We start from the raw sequence: 20,817 nt of genomic DNA on the forward strand, positions 1-20,817 counted from the left end.
GCACCCCCGCACCGCCCTCACGTCCGTACCAGAAAGGCCGCCCCGATGCCCAGCGATCTCGATCCGGGATCCACCATCTTCTTCACCCTGACCATCGACGGCGAGAGTCTGGGGTACTTCAACGGCTGTGAAGGGCTCGCCTCCGAGGTGGAGATCGAACACCACCAGGAGGGCGGCAACAACGGCTTCGTCTGGCAGCTGCCGTCGCGGGTCACCTTCTCCAGCATCCGGCTGACCCGTCCGCTGACCCCGGACACCTCGAAGGTCGCCGCGTGGATCTCGTCGGTGACCACCGGGGTGCGGCGGCCCACGGCGCAGATCGCGGCGCTGCGGGCGGACGGTTCCGTCGTCGCCCGCTGGGGCCTCATCGACGTCCTGCCGGTCCGCTGGCAGGGGCCGTCCCTGGACCCGGCGAACCCGAGCGTGGCCACCGAGGTCCTGGAGATCACCCACCACGGCTTCACCGATGCGGGAGGTGCGTGATGGCACCGGCTTCCGGCGGCAAGGGCGCGGGCAAGAGCCTGGTCCGCGCCTCCCTCGCGATCCATGAACCGCCGGTCGGCGACAGCCGGGCCCCCGGCGCGCTGATCAAGACGTTCAACTTCGACTTCAACCCCTCGCAGCTGGCGCTCAGTCAGCGCACCGACTGGAAGACGACGCCCGCGCCCGCCGTACGCGACGGCGCGCTCCCGGAGTTCATCGGCTCCTACCCCCGGGATCTCAACCTCGATATTTTCCTGGACTGTTCGGACAAGCCGGACAGCAACGAGGTGCTGAAGAAGGCCGATTCGCTGCTCTTCTGCTGTGAGGTGACGAAGGCGAGCATCGCCGCGAAGCAGCCGTCGACGCCGTGGGTGATCTTCCAGTGGGGCGGGTTCTCCACCGCGCGCTTCACCGCGTACGTCTCCTCCGTCAATGTCTCGTACACGCTGTTCGGCACCACCGGGCTGCCCATCCGGGCCACCTGTCAGGTGCAGTTGAGCGAGATCCCCACCGAGACGGCGGGGCAGAACCCCACCTCGGGTGCGCTCACCGCCCGGCGGGTGCACCGGCTGGTGGCCGGTGACTCGCTGCAGTCGCTGGCGTGGCGGGAGTACGGCAACGCCGGTGCCTGGCGGGCCATCGCCACGGCCAACGGCATCGACGACCCGTCGCGGCTGTCGCCCGGCGTGGAACTGATGCTGCCCGCGGTCGAGGAGGTGACCGGCGCATGACCAAACTCGCCTACTCCAGTGTCATCCACGTCAAGATCGGCGGCTCCCCGCTGCCGAAGAAGCTGCTGCCGTACCTGTCGGACGCCTGGGTGGACCTCGGCTCCGGGGTGCCCGGCGCCTTCCAGCTCACCTTCCGCGACCCGTACCGCAAACTGCTCGGGGCCGCCGGTATCAAGATCGGCACCAAGGTCGTCCTGGCGCCCGTCGCCGACGGCAAGGGCGCCCAGGATCCACTGCTCACCGGCGAGGTGACCGCCCTGGAGACGGAGTACGACGGCACCGGTACGTTCACCCTCGTCCGCGGCTACGACCTGGGCCACCGGATGCTGCGCCAGCACCGTGTCGCCGGCTACACCCGGATGACGGCGGCGGCCATCGCCCGCAAGCTCGTCACCAAGAGCGGCATCACCATCGGCAAGATCGAGTCCACCAAGGGGACGTACGACTTCCTCACCCAGGACAACGTCTCCGACTGGGACTTCCTCTCCCGCCTCGCCGACGAGAACGAGAAGGTGATGTTCCTCGACGCGAAGGGGCGCTTCCAGTTCGTCACCCCGGACCGGGCGTCGGGCGCCCCGCCGGAGAGCACACCGGGAGACAAGAGCCCGTACGTCCTCCAGGCGGGCGTCGACATCCTGCGGTGCCGCTCCGCCGTCGCCGCCGCCGACCAGGTGCCGCGGACCGAGGCGCGCGGCTGGGACGTGCAGAACAAGAAGGCGCTGCGCGAGGGGACCGTCGCGAAGGACAACCCCGGCTTCGCCATCGGCACCACCCCGGGCAAGGCCGCCTCGGCGTTCCCGACCTCCCCGCTCGTCGAGACCAGTACGCCCTACGACCAGCAGGCGCAGGTCAAGCGGGCGGCGGACGCGCTGGCCGACGACGTCACCGCGTCCTTCGCGGAGCTGGAGGTCACCGTGCGCGGCGCGCCGAAGCTGCGGCCGGACACCCCGGTGACCCTCACCGACGTCGGCGAGCCCTTCGAGGGCAAGTACACGGCGACGGGCGTACGGCACGTCTTCGCCTCCGGGCGGCACTACGAGACATGGGTAACCGTCAGCGGACGCCAGTGGCGGTCGCTGTACGGCGTGGCGTCCGGCGGCGGCACCACCTCCTCCCGGCTGCCGTCCGTCGCCAACGCGGTCGTCACGGACGTGAAGGACCCGAAGAAGCAGGGCCGGGTCAAGCTGCGGTTCCCGTGGCTGGACGACAAGTACGTCAGCGACTGGACGCGCACCGTGCAGTGGGGCGGGGTGAAGGGCGGCAGCATCGTGCCGCTGGACGTCAAGGACGAGGTGCTGGTGGCGTTCGACCGGGGGGCGCTGGACCACCCGTACGTCATCGGCGGGCTGTACAACGGCAAGGACAAGCCGGAGAACGGCGATGTGCCGCTGCACGACCGGCTCAGCGGGAAGGCGAGCCGGCACACCGTCGCCGACCGCGAGAACAACCGCGTCGATCTGCTCAGCCAGAAGACCGGGCTGCGCAAACGCGGGGTACGGCTGCGGACCGGGGACGACCGGCTGACCGTCGAACTCGACCGCACCAAGACGCGGATCACCGTCGACAGCAAGGGCAGCGTCAGCATCACGGGCAACACCACGGTGTCCGTGGAGTCCAAGGGCAGTCTGTCCCTGCGGGCGGGCGGGGCGATGAACCTGTTCGCCGGCGGGGCGATGAGCCTCACCGCGGGCGGCGCGATGTCCGTCAAGGGCGGCGCCGACCTGGCGCTCCAGGGTGGCGGCATGTTCAATCTGAATGCGGGCGGGATGGGCACGATCGACGCCGGCGGGATGCTGCACATGGCCGGCGGCGCCGATGTGAACCTGATGGCCGGCGCGGTCATGCAGATCGTCGCGACCGGCAACATGACGATCGGGGCGGCCCAGGTCATGCTCGCGGGCTACGTGACCGTCGACGGGGTACCGGTGATCTGATGCCTGAACAATTCGTCGGATCCGGCTGGTCGTTCCCGCTGCGCATCAGCCCCACCGGGGGGATCGCGCTGGTCACCGGGGAGCGGGAGGTGGAGGAGGCCATCCATCTGGTGCTGGCGACGGCGCCCGGTGAGCGGCCGATGCGGCCGGAGTTCGGCTGCGCCATCCACGACATGGTCTTCGCCCCGATCAACGAGGCGACCGCCGGCCGTATCCAGCACGAGGTGCACACCAGCCTCGACCGGTGGGAGCCGCGGATCGAGGTGCACGACGTGGAGGTCTCCGCCGGTGACGAGCCGGGCGTCCTCTTCATCGACGTGCGCTACACGATCCGTGGCACCAACAACCCCCGCAACCTCGTCTTCCCCTTCTACGTCATCCCCACCCACGACGGCCCCGCGTCCGACTCCGCCTCCGGCCCCGGCTCCGGCGGCCCGTCCTCCGAAAGCGACCGCTGATGGCCCTGCCTTCCCCGAACCTCGACGACCGGCGCTTCCAGCAGTTCGTCGACGACGCCAAGCGCTACATCCAGCAGCGCGCCCCGGAGTGGACCGACCACAACGTGTCCGACCCGGGCGTGACGCTGGTGGAGACCGTCGCGCACATGGCCGACCAGATCGTCTACCGGCTCAACCGCGTCCCGGAGAAGAACCACCTCGCCTTCCTCGACCTCGTCGGCATCACGCTCTTCCCGCCGTCGGCGGCGCGCACGGACCTGACGTTCTGGCTGTCCGCGGCGCAGGACGAGCCGGTGATCGTGCCGCTGGGCACCGAGAGCGCGACGGTGCGGGCGGACAGCGAGGACGCGGTGACCTTCGCGACCGAGCGGGAGCTGACGGTGGTGCCGTCCTCGCTCGCCCACCTCGCGGTGCAGAACGAGGGGCAGCCGGTCACCGACCGGACCGACGACCTCGAAGAGGGCCAGGACCTGTTCTGCTTCACCGAGTCGCCGCGTCCGGGCGACTGCATGCTGCTCGGGCTGAGCGCCGCGGTACCGCACTGCGCGGTGGCGCTGCGGCTCGACAGCCGGGTCGACGGTGTCGGTGTCGACCCGCGGCAGCCGCCGCTGGTGTGGGAGGCGTGGACCGCCGACGGCTGGGCGGTGTGCGAGGTCGACCAGGACACCACCGGTGGTCTCAACCGCCCCGGTGACGTGGTGCTGCACGTACCCGGCGGCCATGTGCTCTCCCGTTCGGGGCGGCACGAGGCGGGCTGGATCCGCTGCCGCGTCACCGAACCGGCGGCCGGCCAGCCCTTCTACACCCTCTCCCCCACCGTGCGGTCGGCGGAGGCGTTCACGATCGGCGGCACCGTCCCGGCGGTGCACGCCGAGACGGTGCGCGACGAGACGCTCGGCGAGTCCACCGGACTGCCCGGACAGCGGCTGCGGCTGGCCCACACCCCCGTCGTCGGCGACACCCCGCCGCTCCACCTCCAGGTCGCCGAGTACGACGGCTGGACGGACTGGGAGGTGGTACCGCACTTCGCGGCGTCCGGCCCCGGCGACCGGCACGTGACGCTGGACGCCACCACCGGGGAGCTGGCGTTCGGCCCGTCGGTGCGCCAGCCCGACGGGACGCTGCGCCACTACGGCATGGTGCCGCCCAAGGGCGCCGTGATCCGGGCCCGCCGCTACCGCACCGGCGGTGGCCGCACCGGCAACGTCGCCCGGGGCGCGGTGCGCGCGCTGCGGGACTCCGTGCCGTACGTCGCCGAGGTGATCAACCGGGAGGCGGCGCACGGCGGGGTGGACGGCGAGACCGTCGAGGAGGCGCGGGCCCGCGCGCCGATCACGCTGCGGGCGCAGGACCGCGCGGTGACGCTGCGGGACTACGAGGAGCTGGCCCGGCGGGCGGCGCCGGAGACGGCCCGGATCACCTGCCTCGCCGGTGACGAGCAGGAGCACGGCGCGTACGCGGTGCGGGTGCTGGTGGTGCCGCAGGCGGTGCCGGACCCGGGCGGGCGGCTGCGGTTCGAGCAACTGGTGCCGGCGGACTCGCTGCTGGAGCGGGTGACGCGGTACCTGGACGACCGGCGGCTGATCGGCACCCGGCTCGCGGTGGGCCCGCCCTTCTACCAGGGCGTCACGGTCGTCTCGACGCTGCACGCGTTCCGGGGCGTGGACGTGGACCGGGTGCGGCGCGAGGCGCACGACGCGCTCTACCGCCACCTCGATCCGCTGACCGGCGGCGCGGACGGCACCGGCTGGCCGTTCGGGCGTCCGGTGCAGGCCGGTGAGGTGTTCGCGGTGCTCCAGCGGGTGCCGGGCGTGGAGCTGGTGGACGAGGTGCTGCTGCACCCCGCCGACCCGCTGACCGGCCGGCGCGGCGATCAGTCGGACCGTATCGACCTCGATCCGTCGTCGCTGGTGTTCTCCTTCGACCACCGGGTCCGGGTCATCGGGGACGCGTCGTGAGGGGCTCGGTCGACGGCCTGGAGTCGTCGCTGCCCCTGGGCCCGATGCTGCCGGCGGTCTTCGCGGAGGACGTGCTGGCGCAGCACTTCGTCGCGGGTCTTGACGAGGTGGTGGCCCCGATCGTCAACGTCCTGGACTGTCTGGACACCTACTTCCGGCCCTCACTGGCGCCGGCCGACTTCACCCGCTGGCTGGGCTGGTGGGTGGGGGCCGACACCGACGGCATCGACGAGAGTGACGCCGCCGGAGAGGCGCTGCTGCGGGCCGCGGTGGCCGCCGCGGCCCATCTGCACCGGGTGCGCGGTACCCGCCGCGGGCTGGCGGAGACGGTGCGGCTGGCGTTCGGCGTCGCACCGGAGATCTCCGAGAGCGGCGCGGCGGCGTGGAGCGCCCGCCCGCGCGGCCCGGCCCCGGGCGAGCGCCGTCCCCGGTTGCACGTCACGCTCCGGCTGCCCGCGCCGACCGCCGCGGACACCCACCGGCTGGACGCCCTCGTGGCGGCCGCCCGCCCCGCCCACATGCCGTACACCGTCGAGGTGCTGACGGCGGAAAGGACCTCACCGACATGAGCAACAGCCCGTCCTCCGGAGCCTCCGGCCAGGACGCGCGCCCCTCGGCCTGCGAGCAGTGCGGTACGCCGCACGAGGCGGGACAGCCGTTCTGCGACACCTGCGGCGCCGTCCTGCGCTGGACGCCCGGCGGCGCCCGCCCGGCACCGTCCACCACGCCGGGCCGGGCGCCGAGCGGCCAGGAAGAGGACACCGCGGACCTGCCGCCCGCCCCGGGCGGTCCGGCCGCACCCGACCGTTCGTCCGGCACCTCGGGCTCCGGCCGGGAGCGGACCGCCGGAAGCGCGGGCACCTCCGGCACCGGCGGTACGGCGGGCTCCGCCGGAACCTCCGGTACGGCAGGGTCCTCCGGGACTTCCGGGACCTCCGGGACCTCCGGGACCTCCGGCACCGCTGGTACGGCGGGTTCCGCCGGGACCGGTGGCACCGCGGGGTCCGAGTCCGGTTCCGCCTCCGGTACCGGTGATTCGTCCGAGGACGAGCGGGCGCGTGCCCGCGCGTTGCTCGTACCGGTCGACGATCCGCAGGGTGAGCAGGAGCGGTCGTCCGTGGCGCCGGTGCTGCCGGGTCAGCCGGTCGCGCAGCGGCCGCAGGTCCGGGCGCCGGGTGAGTACCGGACCGTGGACGGGGTGGCCTGTCCGTGGTGCGGTACGCCCAACCGGCCGGACCGGCACTTCTGCTGCCGCTGCGCGATGCGGATGGCGTCGTCCCCGGAGGGCCCGGTGCGGCTGCCGTGGTGGCGGCGGCTGTTCGACCGCCGCAACCGTGAGCAGCCGTGGGCCGGGGACCGGCCGCGGCTGCGCTGGCAGCTCGGGCGCATCCTGCGGTGGCTGGTCATGGCCGCGGCGGCCGGTCTCGTCGTGTTCGGGCTGTTCCACGTCGACGAGGGCGTCCAGGCGGTCAAGGACCACTTCGCCAAGCGGGCGCTGGTGAACCCGGCGACGTCCACCGCGTCCCGCTCGTTCACCAAGCACGGCCCGGACCAGGCGTTCGACCCGTTCAGCAACACCTGGTGGGGCCCCGGGGTCTCGCCGGGGACCGGGAACTGGCTGGAGGCGAAGTTCTCCGACCCGGTGCGGCTGCTGGACATCGGCATCACGCCCGGTGAGTCCGGCCATGCCGAGGCGCTCACCAAGTCGGCCCAGCCGCACAAGATCACGGCGCTGATCACCATGGACAACGGCCACACCGAGACCCGGGTCATCAACCTCGACCAGGGCAGCGGTTTCCAGCACCAGGCGTTCCGGTACGGGAACGTGATCAAGGTGCGGCTCACCGTGGACACGGCGTACGGGACCGGTCCGGAAAAGCAGGTGGCGATCGCCGCGGTCGAGTTCTTCGGCCCGTCGAACAGCCAGAGCTGACGGCGGTGCGCGCGGGGTCCGTCCGGGAACGGGCGGGCCCCGCGCGGCGTTCCGTCGCCGGGCCCGCGCGCACCGTCCCCGCTTTCTCTACAGTGCTGTAGATTCTGGGTTTCCGCAGCCGGGCCGGCGCGCCCGCGGCACGCCCGTCGTCCGGTGGGCTCCGCCCGGCCCACCGCCACGACAGAGGAACATCAGATGTCCGTAAACCTGAGCAAGGGCCAGAAGATCAGCCTGAGCAAGTCCGACGGCGGCGCGCTCACCCTCGTGCGCATGGGCCTGGGCTGGCAGGCCGCGGGCCGCAAGGGGTTCTGGGCCAAGCTCACCGCCAAGGAGATCGACCTGGACGCCTCGGCGGTCCTCTTCGCCGGCCGGCAGCCCGTCGACGTCGTCTTCTTCCAGCATCTGATCAGCGACGACGGTTCGGTGCGGCACACCGGCGACAACCGCGTGGGCGGCGCCGGGCAGGGCGGTGACGACGAGTCGATCCTGGTCGACCTGGGGCAGGTCCCGGCCAACGTCGACCAGATCGTCTTCACCGTCAACTCCTTCACCGGGCAGACGTTCCAGGAGGTGCAAAACGCCTTCTGCCGGCTGGTCGACGAGACCACCGGTCAGGAGCTGGCGCGCTACACCCTCGACGGCGGCGGTGAGCACACCGCGCAGATCATGGCCAAGGTGTACCGCTCCGACCAGGGCTGGCAGATGGCCGCCCTCGGCTCCCCGGCCCACGGCCGCACCTTCCAGGACCTGATCCCGGCCATCGCCTCGCACCTGTGATCCGCGCGCCGCACCCGGTACGCCGGGTGCGGCGCCCCCGGGCGCGGTGCGGCCGGGTTCGGTGCCCTCAGCCGCCCCAGAGCGCCCCGGCGAGCGTCACGCCCAGGAAGGCCGCGCCGAGCCCGGCGACGAGCTGCGCGACGACGTTGGCCACCGCCAGGAACCGCGCACCGTCCTCGGCCAGCCGCAGCGTCTCGTACGAGAACGTCGAGTACGTCGACAGCGCCCCGCACAGTCCGGTGCCCACTGCCAGCTGCACCTGGGAGGAGGCCGCGCCGGCCGCCGCCGCGCCGGTGACCAGCCCGAGGATCACGCACGCCGCGACGTTGACGGTGAAGGTGCCCCAGGGGAACACCGAGTCGTGCCGGGACTGGACGGCGCGGTCGGTGAGGTAGCGCAGCGGGGCGCCGACCGCGGCGCCGACGATGACGAGCAGCCAGTTCACCGGCGCACCTCGTTCCGCGTGTACCGCAGGGTCTCGCAGACGTCCAGGGTGACCAGGCCGTCGCCCATCACCTCGTCGAGCTGGGGAAGGAAGGCGCGGATGCGTTCCTCGGTGTCGATGAGGACGACGGCGACGGGCAGGTCCTCGCTGAGCGACAGCAGACGGCTGGTGTGGATGACGGCGGAGGAGCCGAAGCCCTCGATGCCGTGGAAGACGGAGGCACCCGCGAGCCCGGCGGCGCGGGCGCGGTGGACGATCTCGACGAAGACCGGCTTGTGGCGCCAGGTGTCGTGCTCCCCGACGTAGACGGTCGCCCGCAGCGCGGAACCGGTGATCCTCACTTCTGCCTCCTCCCGACGAGGCGGCGGGTGACCGCCGCCGCGAGAGTCACGGAGACCAGCGCCGCCACGAGGGTCAGCGCCAGGTAGGCCAGGCCGGTACGGGCCCGGCCGTCGGCCACCAGGCGCTGGATCTCCACGGCGTAGGTGGAGAAGGTGGTGAAGCCGCCGAGAACGCCGGTGCCGAAGAACGGCCGTACCAGGCGGTGGGCGGCCCACACATCGGTGATGATCACCATGAAGACGCCGATGACGGCGCAGCCGGCGGAGTTGACGACCAGTGTGGTCCAGGGGAAGCCGCCGCCCGGGGCGGGCCACAGCAGGGTGGCGCCGTAGCGGGCGCAGGCGCCGAGGACACCGCCGAGGGCGACCACGGCGACGACGGCGCCCTGGCCGCTCAGCGGTGCGCGGCGGCGGGTGGGCGGGGGGACGCCGATGTCGGGGTCGACCGGATCGTCACACACGGGCTCCTGTGCCTTCACCATCTGCCTCTCCTACTCGCGGCGCACCGTCGCCGGGCGCACATCGTCGCAAGTAGGGACCGTTGGCGGCGTGCTGCCGCGGTTGGGTACGGCGGGCCCCACCGCCGTGCGGCGCCCGCGGGCACCGCGTCGCTCCACGGTACCTCCGCTCCGCCGGGCACCCGTACCCGGGATGGCCGGAAAGCGGCCATGGGGAGGGACGGGTCCGTACCGCGCGCCGCACCGGCGCACCGGCCGTCCCCGAGACGGACGGCCTCCCGGGCGCGGTCTCCCGGGCGGGGAGCCGCGCCCGGGAGGCCGGGACCGACGGGAGTGCCTCCGTAGCAGGTCACGGCTTTCCCGGCGGCCGATTGCGGTGCCGGAGGGGGCGGGCGACGGATTCCACAGGCGTCGGGGCGGGCGCGGACGGGGCGCCTTCGCGCGGGCCGGGCGGGCGCCGTGAGCCGTCGCGCCGGAGCCGTACCGGCCGTTCACCGCCCCGCGCTCGCGGCCGCCGGGCAGCTTCCGCCCGGCCCACGGCCCGCACCTCACGCGCCCACCGATTCCGTTCCACGATCATCCGAGCAGCGCCAATACCTCCCCATAACCCCTGACCCGCAACGGATTTCGTCGTCCAGCGAATTCCCTATGAAACCTTGACGCGCCTGCGGGAGGGGGGTTTCATTCGGTCACCGAAACGGCGACCGCGTCCCTGCCGCGTCTTCTCCGCGCTCCTCGGGCCGCACCGCTTCGTGGCACCACCTCTTCGGCACGCTCCTCGGCCGCTCGCACGATGGGACACGGATGACCACTACGCCCTCCACACCCGTTGCCTCCGCGACCCCCGCGGCGGATCCGCATCCGGCGCCCGCCGCCGGGGCTGGCACGGACGCCGCGACCGGCGGAGCACCGAAGCTCAACCGCTCGATCGGCGTGGTGGGCGGCACCCTGCTCACCCTCTCCTGCCTGACACCGGCCTCCTCGCTCTTCGTGATCGTGCCGGACTCCTTCGCGACGCTGGGCACCGGCGCCGCACTCACCCTCGCCATCGCCGCCGTGCTCTGCATCGGCGTCGCCTTCACCTACTCCGAGCTGGGCACGCTGGTCCCCAGCTCCGGCGGGGAGTACGCGATGGTCGGCACGTTGATGGGGCGGCTGGCCGGCTGGCTGGTCTTCGTGCTGTCGCTGATCGTCGTCATGATCGTGCCGCCGATCATCGCGCTGGGCACCGCCGATTACCTGGCGCCGCTGGTCCCTCTCGATCCGCAGTGGACCGCCGCGGGCGTGATGCTGCTGGCCACCGCCATGGGCCTGCTCGATCTGCGGGCCAACGCCTGGATCACCGGGATCTTCCTCGTTCTGGAGGTGGTGGCCGCCGCGGTCGTCGCGTTCCTCGGCTTCAGCCACACCAGCCGCTCCGCGTCCGTCCTGGTCCACCCGGTGATCGCGGCGCCCGACGGGCACAGCACCGCGCTGACCGCGGGCCTGGTGGTGACCGGACTGGCCACCGCGCTCTTCATCCTCCAGGGCTTCTCGACGGCGGTGTACCTCGCCGAGGAGATGGAGAACCCGCGGCGCAACGTCTCCCGTACGGTCCTGTGGACGCTGGGCATCGGCGCGGCGGTCGTCCTCGTACCGGTCGTCGCGATCACGCTGGGCGCACCGGACCTGGCGACGCTGACCTCCGGTGACGTCGCGGGCATGGTGGAGTCCTGGAGCAATTCGGCGGTCGGGACGTTCGTCAGCCTCTGCATCGCGCTGGCGATCGTCAACGCGGCGATCGTGATGGTGATCCAGAACTCCCGGGTGGTGTTCGCCTCGGCGCGCGACGCGGCCTGGCCGGGCGGCGTCAACCGCGCCCTGTCCCACCTGGGGCGGCGCTTCGGCTCCCCGTGGGTGGCGACGCTCGCCGTGGGCGTGCCCGGGGCGGCCCTGTGCTTCGTCAACCTGGACACGCTGAGCGAGGTCACCGGTGTCGCCGTCGCGGCGATGTACGTCTTCGTGGCGCTGGGCGCGCTGGTCGCCCGCCGGGGCGCGCACAAGCACCGGGCGGCCTGGCGGATGCCGCTGTGGCCGGCGGTCCCCGCACTGCTCGTCCTGGTCCTGGTGTGGGTGCTGTGGCAGCAGAGCACGGAGAGCCTGGCGATCACCGGGGGCATCGTCGCGGCGGCGGCGCTGTACTGGGCGTGCTACCTGCGGCCACGCCAGGACACCCACTGGGTCATCTCCGTCCCGGAGGAGGAGGCCGGGGAAACGGCCTGACCGAGGACACCGCCGGGTCCCGGACCGCCTGCCGGGCGCCGGGACCCGGCCGTTCTCTCCCGAGGGTCCGGCCGGGCGGCCCGGTACGCGCCGGCCTCCGGCGCCGGCGCTTCAGGGCCGTTCGCCCTGCGCGACCTCGATGTGGGCGTGCAGCGAGCCGACGGCGCTCAGCTCCGCCGCGCCCGTGCCGGCCATGCAGAGCAGCAGTCCGGCGGCGACGGCGCGACGCAGCCGGGGCGCCGGGCGGGCCTCCGCCCCCCGGCCGAGCAGCGCCGCCACCCGGCGCGGCACCGGCCCGGCGGTGGCGGCCAGGACGGTACGGGGCCGGGGCGCGGGGCCGCCGGCGAGCGCCGCCCGGCCCACCGCGCGGGCGGCCGGCGTCCGGTCGCCGACCGCCTCGGCGGCGGCCTCGTCGGCGATCCGCTCCAGCGCGTACCCGAGGGGTGCGCGCAGACCGCGCAGCGCCGGATGGCAGGTGGCGGCGAGGTCCGCGGCGGCCAGCAGCAGATGGTGGCGGCCGCGCAGATGGGCGCGTTCGTGGGCGAAGAGCGCGGTGCGTTCGGCCGGGTCCAGGGCGCGCAGCATCGCGGTGGTCACCACGATCCGTCCGGGGCGGCCGGGCAGCGCGAAGGCGTCCGGCCGCGCGTCGGGCACGACCGCCAGCTCTCCGCGGGCCGCCCCGGCCCGCTCCCGGGCGCCGCGCAGGTCCGCGCGGTGGCCGAGGAGGCGCACCGTCACCGTGGCCGCGGCCGTGGCGAGCGCTCCGGCGGCCGCCAGCGAGACGCCGACGGTCACGGCGGGCGGTCCGGCCGCGAGCGGGGTGAGCAGCGCACCGGCGGCGGCCACCCACGGCAGGTACGAGGCGCCGGGGACCGTCAGCAGCGCCAGCGCCGCCGCACAGGACGCGGCGAGGCCCAGGGCGACGCAGACCAGCAGCACGGCGGCGCGGTGCGGGCTGAGGGCGCCGGCCAGCCGCCGGGCCGCCGGTACGGCGAGGAACGGCGCGAGCAGCGGGACCGTCACCAGGGACATCACGGCCGTTCCTCCGCGGGGCCCTCGTCGAGCAGCGAGCGCAGCAGCCGTTCGTCCTCGTCGGAGAGCTGGGAGACGAACCGGGCGAGCACCGCCCCGCGGTCCTCGTCCTTGGCCAGCTCCGAGTGCATCCGGCGGGCGGTCAGTCCGGGGGCGTCCTGGGCGGGCGCGTAGGCGTAGCCACGGCCGGAGCGGGCACGGACGACGCTGCCCTTGCCGTGCAGGCGGGTGAGGATCGTGGTGACGGTGGTGCGGGCGAGCGGCACGCCGAGGCTCTGCTGGACCTGGCCGGGGGTGAGCGGGCCGTCCGCCGCCCACAACACGGCGAGCACATCGGATTCCAGCTCGCCGGCGGGCCGCCGTTCCTTCTCCGCGCCGCTCATCGTGTCCGCTCCGCACCGTTCATGGCGTCCAGCTTCCCACAGCGTCGTCTACAGTGACGTAGACGGTCTACAACGGTGTAGACACCGATGCCGTCCGCTCCGGCCCCGGAACGGACGGCGCGCCCAAGAGCCCGTACGCGGCATCCCGCCCGGCCCCCGTCCACCGGTGGCGGACCCGCGGGCCGCCGGGCGCCCCTCCCCCGCTCACAAGGAGCCGCCGTGACCCTTCCGCTCGCCTCCGGCGGGGCGTTTGCCCTCGACGGAGGGCTCTACCTCCGGGTGACCGATCTGGCCGCGCACGCCCCGGCGGCGTGGAACGCCCTGGTGGCGGCGTGGACGGACTTCGGCCTCGCCGCGTTCGCCCTGTGCCTGGCCGCCGCCTGGTGGCGCACGCGCGCCGGGCGGGACCCGGTCCGGATGGCGCGGGTGCTGGCCGTTCCGCCGGCGATCGTCGCCGCGTTCGCCGTCAACGACCTGGTCAAGGCGGTCTTCGACGAGCGGCGGCCGTGCCAGGTGCTGCACACCGTCACCGTTCAGGCATGTCCGGCGCCGGGCGACTGGTCGTTCCCCAGCAACCACGCCGCCCTCGCGGGAGCCGCCGCCGTTGCGCTGTTCCTGGCGGACCGGCGCATCGGCGCGCTCTCGGCGGTACCGGCGCTGCTGATGGCCGCGTCGCGGGTATGGGTGGGCGCGCACTACCCGCACGACGTGCTCGCCGGACTGCTGGTCGGCGCGGTCGTGGCCGGCGCGGTGTCCGTCCCGGCGCGCCGCGCCGCGCCGCTGGTCGAGCGGTTGCGCACCACCCGGCTGCGGCCACTGGTGGCGGCCGCGTGAGGAGGTGAGCGGGCGGCTTCACGGGCCGCCCCACGGCCGGGCGCCCCGTCACTCCCCGGCGGCCAGGGCCCGTCCCCGCGCCGCCGTCACCAGTGCGACGGCCTGTTCCCGGGTGCGGCCGGGGACCGCGTTCCAGTCGCCGATCAGCGCCTGCCAGCCGCGGTGGCGGAGTTCGCCGAGGATGTGGGCGGCGGCGCGGGCGGCGGCGTCCTCGGAGCCGATGCCGAGCGCCACCGCGCCGAGGAGCGCCCCGCAGACACACCGGCGCCCGCGGCGGTCGCGCAGCCGGTGGGGGCGCTGCTGCCAGCCCCAGCTCCGCAGGATCTCGGCGGCGACGGCCAGTTGGGTGCTGGGCGGGGACGACAGGCCCGGACGGCGGCGGTGCGCCCAGTCCGGCAGCGCCCGGGAGAACCGGCCGGGCAGCCGCACCTCCACATCCGGCCGGGTCCCGTGCCGGGGCACCGCGCGCAGCGCCTCCTCGACCAGCTCACCGACGGTGGCGCGGACCAGCCGCCGCGCCACCGGATCGGCGGGCGCGGTACGCCCCCAGCCCGCGGCGACGCCCTCCCACGCGGCCCGTTCCCGGGGGTCCGGGCGTACGGGGGCCGGGGCGGCGGCAGCGCCGGCCGGGCGCGCGGCGTCCGGACGTACGAAGCCCGGGGTACCGGCGCCGCGGGGGCGTACGGGACCCACCCCGGCGCGCGCCCCCGGCCCGCCGCCGTCCGGCCGCGCGGGGCCCGGGGCGGCGTACGGCCCGGATTCCACCAGGCGGGCGGCGGCCCGGTCGAGGGCGGTGACGGTCAGCTCCGGGACGGGCATGAGGCCCCCTTCGCGGTGCGGTGGGATCGGGCGCCGTGGGCGCCACGGCACACCGGAGACCTTATGTCCCGATTTGCAGTTTTTCTCCTTATCGCGGGGCCGTCACCGGGCAGGCCGCCCGTCCGGCCGAGGCCCGCCCGTGGCGACCGGGCGGGCCGCGCGGAGCCGGACGGACGGGCATCCGGGGCCCTCCGGACGCCTCAGCCGCGCCCGCCCGCGGCCGGCGGCCAGGCGCGGAAGTGTTTCGGACGCGGCGGGGCGTAGGTGCGGACCTTGGACGTCCTGAGGCCGAGGCGGACGAGGGATTCGGCGACGGTGACCGCCGCCGCGACGCCGTCCACCACGGGCACACCGGTCCGCGCCGCGACCCGCTCACCCAGTCCGGACATGCCGCCGCAGCCCAGGCAGATCACCTCGGCGCGGTCCTGCTCGACGGCGCGCGCCGCCTCCTCGGCGATCGCCTCGACCGCGGCGGCCGGATCGCGCTCCAGATCGAGCACGGCCAGACCGCCGGCGCGTACGGAGGCGCAGCGGGCGGCGAGCCCGGCGAGGGTGAGCCGGTCCTCGATCAGCGGCACGGCCCGGTCGAGGGTGGTGACGACGGAGTAGCTGCGCCCCAGGAACTGCGCCGTGGCGGCGGCCGCCTCGGTGATGTCGACGACGGGGACGTCCAGCAGTTCCTGGAGCCCCTCGCGGCCGTGCTCGCCGTAGCCCGCCTGGATCACCGCGTCGAACGGTCCGCGGTGGGCGCGGACGGTCTCCATGACGGCGACCGCCGCGAGGTGGCTCTCGTAGTTGCCCTCGACGGACTCGGCGCCGAACGCCGGGGTGAGCGGGACGATCTCGGTACCGGGCGCGGCGACGGCCGCCGCCTGTTCGCCGATGCTCCGCGTCATCGATTCCGTGGTGTTGACGTTGACGACCAGCAGCCGCATGAGGGGTTTCCCGTCTCTGGTGGAGGTTCGGTGGAGCGGGGTCCGGGCCCGGCACGGACCCGGTGCGGGCCGGTACGTCCGGACGTACCGGCCCGCGGTCGGGGGCGCCGTCAGGCGCTGGGCACGGCGATCTCCTCGCCGTCCACGTCCTCGTGGGGACGGCGCGCCCGGCCGGGCATCACCACGTAGAGCACGGCGGCGAGCGCCGCGCCGAGGAACCACGAGAAGCCGGAGAGGGCCGAGAAGGACGGGACGAGCGCGACCACGACGGCGACGGCGGCGGAGGGGACGAGCGCGGCCACCGCGCGCGGGTTGACGCCCGAGCGGTAGGCGTAGCTCGCCCCGGGGTGCTCGGTGTAGAGGTGCGGGACGTGGACGCGGGTGCGGCGGATCAGCCAGTAGTCGGCCATCACGATGCCGAAGACCGGGCCGAGCAGCGCGCCGAGCCCGCCGAGGAAGTACTCGACGACGACCGGGCTGTCGTAGAGGTTCCACGGCAGGATCACCAGGCCGATGACGGCGCTGACGACGGCCGCGCGGCGGAAGTCCAGCCGCTGCGGGAAGAGGTTGACCAGCGCGTAGACGGGGGCGACGAAGTTGGCCATGAGGTTGACCGCGACGGTCAGCACGATGAGCGCCAGTGAGGCCAGGACCAGCAGGAAGGTGTGGGGGATCGTCCGCACGATGTCGTCGGAGCCGGCGATGACCCGGCCGTCGATCCGGAACTGCGCGCCGCTGAGCACGACCACGATGCCCGCGAAGAACATCATGTTGACGGGGATGCCGATGAGGTTGCCGAGCAGGATCGAGCGGTTCGACTTCGCGGAGCGGGTGAAGTCGCAGAAGTTGAGGACGAACGTGCCGTAGATGACCACCCAGAGGGCCGCCGCCTCCAGGATGTGCAGCCCGCGGTCCGCGCCGGTGAAGGGGTGACCGGCGTCCCTCGCGAGCGACCAGTCCGCCTTGGCGAACATCCACCCCGCCAGCGCCGCCATCGTCACCAGTACGGTCGGCGCCGCCACCGCGATGTACCTGCGGATGACATCCATGCCGTAGCTGACGATCAGGACCTGGATCAGCCAGAGCGTCAAGAACGCCACCCAGCCGAGGGCCGGCAGACCCAGCAGCGAGTGCCGCTGCCAGCTCCGCAGTCCGGGCGCGACCGCGACCAGCAGCGCGGTCAGGACGGAGGAGGCGAGATAGGTCTGGATGCCGAACCAGGCGATGGCCACCCCGCCACGGACGAGCGCCGGGAGCTTCGCGCCCCGGATCCCGAAGGCGATGCGGCTCATCACCGGGAACGGCACCCCGGTCCTGGCCCCCATGTAGCCGGACAGGCTCAGCAGCCCGAAGAGGAAGACGGAGGCGAGGGCGAAGGCGGCGAGGATGTCCCAGACGCCCATGCCGAGGGCGAAGAGCCCGATCGCGAAGGCGTAATTGCCCAGGCTGTGCACGTCGTTGGCCCACAGCGTGAAGACGTTGTACCCGCTCCAGCTGCGCCCCGCCTTCTTGGTGGGGGCGAGATCGGGGCTGTAGAGCCGGGGACTGGTGGCCGCCCCGGTGGTGCCCGCGTCCGAGCCCGCGAGCGGCGTTCCCTCCGTGCGCGATGCGTCCTGCGTTGCGGTCACACCAGCCGCCTTTCCAGAAAATTTCCGGTATGCAGAAATCAGATTCCGCTGAAGTGACGGGGACGCTACGGGCGGCTTCCCGCGGCGGTCAAGAGGTGTGCGACAGGAAAAACGCAGGTGGGGTCGGCGGGAACGGACGCACCGGCACAGGCACCGCAGTACGCCGCACCGCCTCGATGGGATACCAAACGCGGAACCGGCCGCGCGCCCCGCGCACGAGACCCCCCTTGTGGCCACCCTCGGGACCTCCGGCCGGACACCGGCGCCCGGCCGGGTCATATCGGTCACCCGCCCCCGCCACCTGGCCGAAAAGGTGCCGGTCAGCGCCGCAGTACGTCACCGACCAGGCATACTTCATGCATTGCGCAATCCGGGAACCATAGGCCCCGGAACCCGAAGGACGCCGTGACGTACGGCAGTTGTGGAGGAAGAGATGACGGTGGCCCTGACCAAGGGCGGCAACGTATCGCTCGGCAAACAGGCCCCCGGCCTGACCACCGTGCGGGTGGGGCTGGGCTGGCGGACCGCGGGCACCGGCTGCGACCTGGACGCGAGCGCGCTGCTCTGCGACGCCTCCGGAAAGGTCCTCTCCGAGGCGCACTTCGTCTTCTTCAACAACCTCCGCAGCCCCGAGGGCTCCGTGGTCCTCTCCCCCGGCGCCCCGGCCGACGGCAGCGGCGACGACGCGCGGCTCGACATCGGCCTCGGCACCGTCCCCGCCACGGTCGCCAAGATCGTCTTCCCGGTCTCGCTCTACGACGCCGAAACCCGCGGCCAGAGCTTCGCGCAGGTCACCGCCGCCCATATCCGGGTCACCGCCCCGGACGGCGCCGAGCTGGCCCGCTACGACCTGCACGGCGCGGGCGGCGCCGAGACCGCCATGGTCTTCGGCGAGCTGTACCGCCACGGCGCGGACTGGAAGTTCCGCGCCATCGGCCAGGGGTACGCCTCCGGGCTCGCCGGTATCGCCCAGGACTACGGCGTCGACGTCCTGCGCCCGGAACCGGCCGCCGCCCCGCAACCGCCCGCGGCGCCGCCCGCGCCCCCGCTCCCCGCGGAGCCCGCCGCCTTCCTCCCGGCGGGACACACCGTCCCGGCCCCCGCGCCCCACCCCGAAACGATCGGAGCCACCGACATGACCTGCTTCTTCGACCCCGCGCACGGCCCCGGCACGACGCCCGTCACGTGGTCGCCGCAGTGGGGTGTGCCCCGTCAGATCACCTCGTGCCCGGGGTGCGCCCAGCGCGTCCGGACCACCCCGCCGCCGTACTACACCGCACCGCAGCAGGGCTACCCCCAGCCCGGCTACCCACAGCAGCCCACGCAGCCGGGGTACCCGCAGGCGGCGCCCGGCCAGCCGCAGCCCGAACAGCCGCAGCAGGGCCGCCGGTTCGGCACCGGCGCGCTCATCGGCGCCGGTGCGGCCGGTCTGGTCGGCGGCGCCCTCCTCAACGAGGCGTTCGACGACGACGAGCCCGATGTGGTCGTCAACAACTACTACGAGGACTGAGCTGGCCGAAGGCCCGCGCGGCGCCCCGCACCACCGCGCCCGCGCCGCCCTCCGACCCGGCGCCGGCGCCCGGCCGCTCCCCCGGCCGGGCGCCGGTCCGTCCCGCCCGTGCCCCCCTCCGGCGACGCGGCGATCGCGCCCCGAATGCCCGCGTAAGATCCGCATGTCAAGGTCAAGGATCTGCCGGGCGGACGGTGGACGTGCGGCGATCGGGGTGGGATCGATGAAGCTCTGCTTCCTGGTGGAGGAGCAGTACCGGCACGACGGGATGCCCCGGGAGGTGATCGCCCAACTCGACGCCTGGGGCCACACGGTGGACATCATCCGGCCCGGCCGCGCCCTGCTGCCCCTGACCTCCGCCGTCACCGCGGGCGACCACGACGCCTGGGTCCTCAAGACCGTCTCCGGCGGCCCCGGACTCACCCTGCTGGAGGCCGCCGCGCACACCGGTCTGACGACGGTCAACGACGTCCGGGCCATCCGCGGCGTCCGCGACAAGGCGCTCGCCGCGGTCATCGCCCGCACCCACGGACTGCCCGTCCCCGTGACCTACGCGGCCGCCCGCGCCGAGGAGTTCGCGCGGATACCCGAGGCGGAGTTCCCGCTCGTCGTCAAGCCCGCCGACGGCAGCTCCGGCCGCGCCGTCCGGCTGGTCCGCACCCCGGACGAGCTGACCGCCGCCGACCCCGCGCCCTCCCCCGGGCTGCTGATCGCCCAGCCCTACGTCCCCAACTCCGGTACCGACCTGAAGGTCTACAGCGTCGCCGGGGAACTCTTCGCCACCGAACGCCGCTCCCCGCTCCACCCCGGGCACGCGGTCCGCGAGCGGTGCGTCCCGCTCCCGGACGAGGTCGCCCGGATGACCGCCGAGACCGGCGCCGCCTTCGGCCTCGATCTCTACGGCGTCGACGTGCTGTACGGCCCCGACGGCCCGGTGATCGTCGACATCAACGACTTCCCCAGCTTCCGTCAGGTCCCGGACGCCGTCGCCCGGGTGTCCGCCGCCGTCCTCCGCCTCGCCCGGCGCGGCTCCGGCGCCCTGACGCCGCCGCGGCTGCCGGTCTCCCTCACCGTTCCGGCGCAGCCCGCGGCCCGCTGACGGTCCGTCCGGCCGCGTCGCACCGCCGGAACACTCCATGAGGATCACTTCGCCGCCGTGAGCTGCTAAATTGCGAAAGTTGGCAATTGATTAGATGCTGTGGTGATGACGTTCGCATCATGGCGCGGCCACCGGGGGACGCAGTGATCGGGGGGCTCGAATCGCTGCGGCAGCGGCATGTGCTGACCCTCCCCACCGTCCCGGCGGCGGTCCGGGTGGCCCGGGAGACCGCCGAGCAGGTCCTCGCCGAGTGGCACATCGGCCCGCACCACCCCTCCGTCGGCCCGGCGCTGCTGATCCTCGCCGAGCTGGTCACCAACAGCGTCCGGCACGCGGCCCCGGTCTCCACCCAGCTCACCGTCGTCTACGCGGCGCGCCGGGACCGCCTGGCCCTCGCGGTCCACGACCGGCACCCCTACCAGCCGACGCTGTACGGCTCGGCGGTCGGCAGCGCCGAGGGCGGGCTGGCCACCGTCATGGAGCTCACCCTCGGTCTGGGCGGCACCGCCGGGGTGCTCCCGGACCCGGACGGCCAGGGCAAGACGATCCGGGTCTGTCTGCCCCTGTGAGCCGCTCCTCGGCGGCGCGTCGCGGGCGGCCGGGCCCCTCACCGGCCCGCCGCCGGTGACCGGCGGGGTTGATAATCTTGGCGATCGCCGAGGTCACCACCGTCGGCCTCCGGTGGCTTCGGTTCCCGCGCGCGTCGGCCGCCCGTCAGCGCGCGGGAGGAGGAGCGCCGATGTCGTCGACGAGCGGATGGACGCGGTACGCCGCGGACGGTCCGGCCGGGTCACCGC

21 protein-coding genes are annotated in these 20,817 nt (G+C 73.8%); 13 read left to right on the forward strand and 8 right to left on the reverse strand.

Going from position 1 to position 20,817, the window contains the following annotated elements; genetic code table 11:
* The first annotated feature begins 45 nt into the window (after window positions 1–45).
* The 8 genes from ACZ4M8_RS14480 to ACZ4M8_RS14515 all read left to right on the forward strand — a co-directional run bounded on the left by ACZ4M8_RS14480 (window position 46) and on the right by ACZ4M8_RS14515 (window position 8,274).
* On the forward strand, window positions 46–483 hold the full coding sequence (locus tag ACZ4M8_RS14480; RefSeq protein WP_467606912.1) for a phage tail protein: 438 nt from the start codon (window positions 46–48) through the stop codon (window positions 481–483).
* Window positions 483–1,214, forward strand: coding sequence for a CIS tube protein (locus tag ACZ4M8_RS14485; RefSeq protein WP_467606915.1), 732 nt, complete (start codon window positions 483–485; stop codon window positions 1,212–1,214). Before ACZ4M8_RS14480 ends, ACZ4M8_RS14485 begins: the two co-directional genes overlap by 1 nt.
* Window positions 1,211–3,148, forward strand: a complete 1,938-nt coding sequence (locus tag ACZ4M8_RS14490) for a VgrG-related protein (RefSeq protein ID WP_467606917.1) — start codon at window positions 1,211–1,213, stop codon at window positions 3,146–3,148. Before ACZ4M8_RS14485 ends, ACZ4M8_RS14490 begins: the two co-directional genes overlap by 4 nt.
* Window positions 3,148–3,606: a GPW/gp25 family protein gene (locus tag ACZ4M8_RS14495; RefSeq protein ID WP_467606920.1), complete on the forward strand. Its 459-nt coding sequence runs from the start codon at window positions 3,148–3,150 to the stop codon at window positions 3,604–3,606. Before ACZ4M8_RS14490 ends, ACZ4M8_RS14495 begins: the two co-directional genes overlap by 1 nt.
* A complete protein-coding gene (locus tag ACZ4M8_RS14500) occupies window positions 3,606–5,564 on the forward strand; it encodes a putative baseplate assembly protein (protein ID WP_467606922.1) in 1,959 nt (652 codons plus the stop codon). The genes ACZ4M8_RS14495 and ACZ4M8_RS14500 overlap by 1 nt, the downstream gene beginning before the upstream one ends.
* Window positions 5,561–6,133 carry a phage tail protein gene (locus ACZ4M8_RS14505; protein WP_467606924.1) on the forward strand — a complete coding sequence of 191 codons (573 nt, stop codon included), beginning with the start codon at window positions 5,561–5,563 and terminating at the stop codon, window positions 6,131–6,133. The genes ACZ4M8_RS14500 and ACZ4M8_RS14505 overlap by 4 nt, the downstream gene beginning before the upstream one ends.
* Window positions 6,130–7,497 carry an NADase-type glycan-binding domain-containing protein gene (locus ACZ4M8_RS14510; RefSeq protein WP_467606926.1) on the forward strand — a complete coding sequence of 456 codons (1,368 nt, stop codon included), beginning with the start codon at window positions 6,130–6,132 and terminating at the stop codon, window positions 7,495–7,497. The genes ACZ4M8_RS14505 and ACZ4M8_RS14510 overlap by 4 nt, the downstream gene beginning before the upstream one ends.
* A 195-nt stretch (window positions 7,498–7,692) precedes the next feature.
* The gene (locus tag ACZ4M8_RS14515; protein WP_467606927.1) at window positions 7,693–8,274 is read left to right on the forward strand and encodes a TerD family protein; all 582 of its coding nucleotides are present in this window, start codon (window positions 7,693–7,695) and stop codon (window positions 8,272–8,274) included.
* 67 nt (window positions 8,275–8,341) lie between these two features.
* Here the strand turns inward: ACZ4M8_RS14515 and crcB are convergent, their stop codons facing one another.
* From crcB to ACZ4M8_RS14530, 3 genes are read right to left on the reverse strand one after another with little or no spacing between them, the layout of a single operon-like run.
* Entirely contained in the window at window positions 8,342–8,719 is a 378-nt protein-coding gene (crcB, locus tag ACZ4M8_RS14520) for a fluoride efflux transporter CrcB (protein ID WP_467606928.1), read from the reverse strand.
* Window positions 8,716–9,060 (reverse strand): DUF190 domain-containing protein, encoded by a 345-nt coding sequence (locus ACZ4M8_RS14525; RefSeq protein ID WP_467606931.1) that lies wholly within the window; start codon window positions 9,058–9,060, stop codon window positions 8,716–8,718. Before ACZ4M8_RS14525 ends, crcB begins: the two co-directional genes overlap by 4 nt.
* A complete protein-coding gene (locus ACZ4M8_RS14530) occupies window positions 9,057–9,542 on the reverse strand; it encodes a fluoride efflux transporter FluC (protein ID WP_467606933.1) in 486 nt (161 codons plus the stop codon). The genes ACZ4M8_RS14525 and ACZ4M8_RS14530 overlap by 4 nt, the downstream gene beginning before the upstream one ends.
* A 780-nt stretch (window positions 9,543–10,322) precedes the next feature.
* On the opposite strand from ACZ4M8_RS14530, the gene ACZ4M8_RS14535 reads away from it, so the two are divergent.
* Entirely contained in the window at window positions 10,323–11,780 is a 1,458-nt protein-coding gene (locus tag ACZ4M8_RS14535) for an APC family permease (protein ID WP_467606935.1), read from the forward strand.
* A 111-nt stretch (window positions 11,781–11,891) separates the two neighbouring features.
* On the opposite strand, the gene ACZ4M8_RS14540 is transcribed toward ACZ4M8_RS14535, so the two are convergent.
* The gene (locus ACZ4M8_RS14540) at window positions 11,892–12,812 is read right to left on the reverse strand and encodes a M56 family metallopeptidase (RefSeq protein WP_467606938.1); all 921 of its coding nucleotides are present in this window, start codon (window positions 12,810–12,812) and stop codon (window positions 11,892–11,894) included.
* Window positions 12,812–13,195, reverse strand: coding sequence for a BlaI/MecI/CopY family transcriptional regulator (locus ACZ4M8_RS14545; protein ID WP_467606940.1), 384 nt, complete (start codon window positions 13,193–13,195; stop codon window positions 12,812–12,814). The genes ACZ4M8_RS14540 and ACZ4M8_RS14545 overlap by 1 nt, the downstream gene beginning before the upstream one ends.
* Before the next feature lie 219 nt (window positions 13,196–13,414).
* Here ACZ4M8_RS14545 and ACZ4M8_RS14550 point away from each other — a divergent pair, with 219 nt between their 5' ends.
* Window positions 13,415–14,029, forward strand: coding sequence for a phosphatase PAP2 family protein (locus ACZ4M8_RS14550; RefSeq protein ID WP_467606942.1), 615 nt, complete (start codon window positions 13,415–13,417; stop codon window positions 14,027–14,029).
* Window positions 14,030–14,077: 48 nt separating this feature from the next.
* On the opposite strand, the gene ACZ4M8_RS14555 is transcribed toward ACZ4M8_RS14550, so the two are convergent.
* From ACZ4M8_RS14555 to ACZ4M8_RS14565, 3 genes are all read right to left on the reverse strand, one after another.
* Window positions 14,078–14,848, reverse strand: coding sequence for a DUF6197 family protein (locus ACZ4M8_RS14555; RefSeq protein ID WP_467606944.1), 771 nt, complete (start codon window positions 14,846–14,848; stop codon window positions 14,078–14,080).
* Between the two features lie 200 nt (window positions 14,849–15,048).
* Window positions 15,049–15,783, reverse strand: coding sequence for an aspartate/glutamate racemase family protein (locus ACZ4M8_RS14560; RefSeq protein WP_467606946.1), 735 nt, complete (start codon window positions 15,781–15,783; stop codon window positions 15,049–15,051).
* Window positions 15,784–15,893: 110 nt separating this feature from the next.
* Complete coding sequence (locus tag ACZ4M8_RS14565; RefSeq protein ID WP_467606949.1) at window positions 15,894–17,411, reverse strand: NCS1 family nucleobase:cation symporter-1; 1,518 nt, start codon at window positions 17,409–17,411, stop codon at window positions 15,894–15,896.
* Window positions 17,412–17,844: 433 nt separating this feature from the next.
* Between ACZ4M8_RS14565 and ACZ4M8_RS14570 the strand changes: the two genes are divergently transcribed.
* The 3 genes from ACZ4M8_RS14570 (at window position 17,845) to ACZ4M8_RS14580 (ending at window position 20,589) form a co-directional block, all read left to right on the forward strand.
* Window positions 17,845–18,921, forward strand: coding sequence for a TerD family protein (locus tag ACZ4M8_RS14570; RefSeq protein ID WP_467606950.1), 1,077 nt, complete (start codon window positions 17,845–17,847; stop codon window positions 18,919–18,921).
* Window positions 18,922–19,144: 223 nt separating this feature from the next.
* Window positions 19,145–20,020: an ATP-grasp domain-containing protein gene (locus ACZ4M8_RS14575; protein WP_467606951.1), complete on the forward strand. Its 876-nt coding sequence runs from the start codon at window positions 19,145–19,147 to the stop codon at window positions 20,018–20,020.
* A 119-nt stretch (window positions 20,021–20,139) separates the two neighbouring features.
* Entirely contained in the window at window positions 20,140–20,589 is a 450-nt protein-coding gene (locus tag ACZ4M8_RS14580; RefSeq protein WP_467606954.1) for an ATP-binding protein, read from the forward strand.
* Window positions 20,590–20,817: the final 228 nt, after the last annotated feature.

The sequence above is a fragment of the Streptomyces sp. NPDC027185 genome (assembly GCF_055567035.1).

What these genes read in the sequence shown, in the direction of transcription:
- ACZ4M8_RS14480 (WP_467606912.1), top strand. Translation starts at nt 46, where the DNA reads ATGCCCAGCGATCTCGATCCGGGATCCACCATCTTCTTCACCCTGACC.
- ACZ4M8_RS14485 (WP_467606915.1), top strand. Translation starts at nt 483, where the DNA reads ATGGCACCGGCTTCCGGCGGCAAGGGCGCGGGCAAGAGCCTGGTCCGC.
- ACZ4M8_RS14490 (WP_467606917.1), top strand. Translation starts at nt 1,211, where the DNA reads ATGACCAAACTCGCCTACTCCAGTGTCATCCACGTCAAGATCGGCGGC.
- ACZ4M8_RS14495 (WP_467606920.1), top strand. Translation starts at nt 3,148, where the DNA reads ATGCCTGAACAATTCGTCGGATCCGGCTGGTCGTTCCCGCTGCGCATC.
- ACZ4M8_RS14500 (WP_467606922.1), top strand. Translation starts at nt 3,606, where the DNA reads ATGGCCCTGCCTTCCCCGAACCTCGACGACCGGCGCTTCCAGCAGTTC.
- ACZ4M8_RS14510 (WP_467606926.1), top strand. Translation starts at nt 6,130, where the DNA reads ATGAGCAACAGCCCGTCCTCCGGAGCCTCCGGCCAGGACGCGCGCCCC.
- ACZ4M8_RS14515 (WP_467606927.1), top strand. Translation starts at nt 7,693, where the DNA reads ATGTCCGTAAACCTGAGCAAGGGCCAGAAGATCAGCCTGAGCAAGTCC.
- ACZ4M8_RS14530 (WP_467606933.1), bottom strand. Translation starts at nt 9,542, where the DNA reads ATGGTGAAGGCACAGGAGCCCGTGTGTGACGATCCGGTCGACCCCGAC.
- ACZ4M8_RS14535 (WP_467606935.1), top strand. Translation starts at nt 10,323, where the DNA reads ATGACCACTACGCCCTCCACACCCGTTGCCTCCGCGACCCCCGCGGCG.
- ACZ4M8_RS14540 (WP_467606938.1), bottom strand. Translation starts at nt 12,812, where the DNA reads ATGTCCCTGGTGACGGTCCCGCTGCTCGCGCCGTTCCTCGCCGTACCG.
- ACZ4M8_RS14545 (WP_467606940.1), bottom strand. Translation starts at nt 13,195, where the DNA reads ATGAGCGGCGCGGAGAAGGAACGGCGGCCCGCCGGCGAGCTGGAATCC.
- ACZ4M8_RS14555 (WP_467606944.1), bottom strand. Translation starts at nt 14,848, where the DNA reads ATGCCCGTCCCGGAGCTGACCGTCACCGCCCTCGACCGGGCCGCCGCC.
- ACZ4M8_RS14560 (WP_467606946.1), bottom strand. Translation starts at nt 15,783, where the DNA reads ATGCGGCTGCTGGTCGTCAACGTCAACACCACGGAATCGATGACGCGG.
- ACZ4M8_RS14570 (WP_467606950.1), top strand. Translation starts at nt 17,845, where the DNA reads ATGACGGTGGCCCTGACCAAGGGCGGCAACGTATCGCTCGGCAAACAG.
- ACZ4M8_RS14575 (WP_467606951.1), top strand. Translation starts at nt 19,145, where the DNA reads ATGAAGCTCTGCTTCCTGGTGGAGGAGCAGTACCGGCACGACGGGATG.
- ACZ4M8_RS14580 (WP_467606954.1), top strand. Translation starts at nt 20,140, where the DNA reads ATGGCGCGGCCACCGGGGGACGCAGTGATCGGGGGGCTCGAATCGCTG.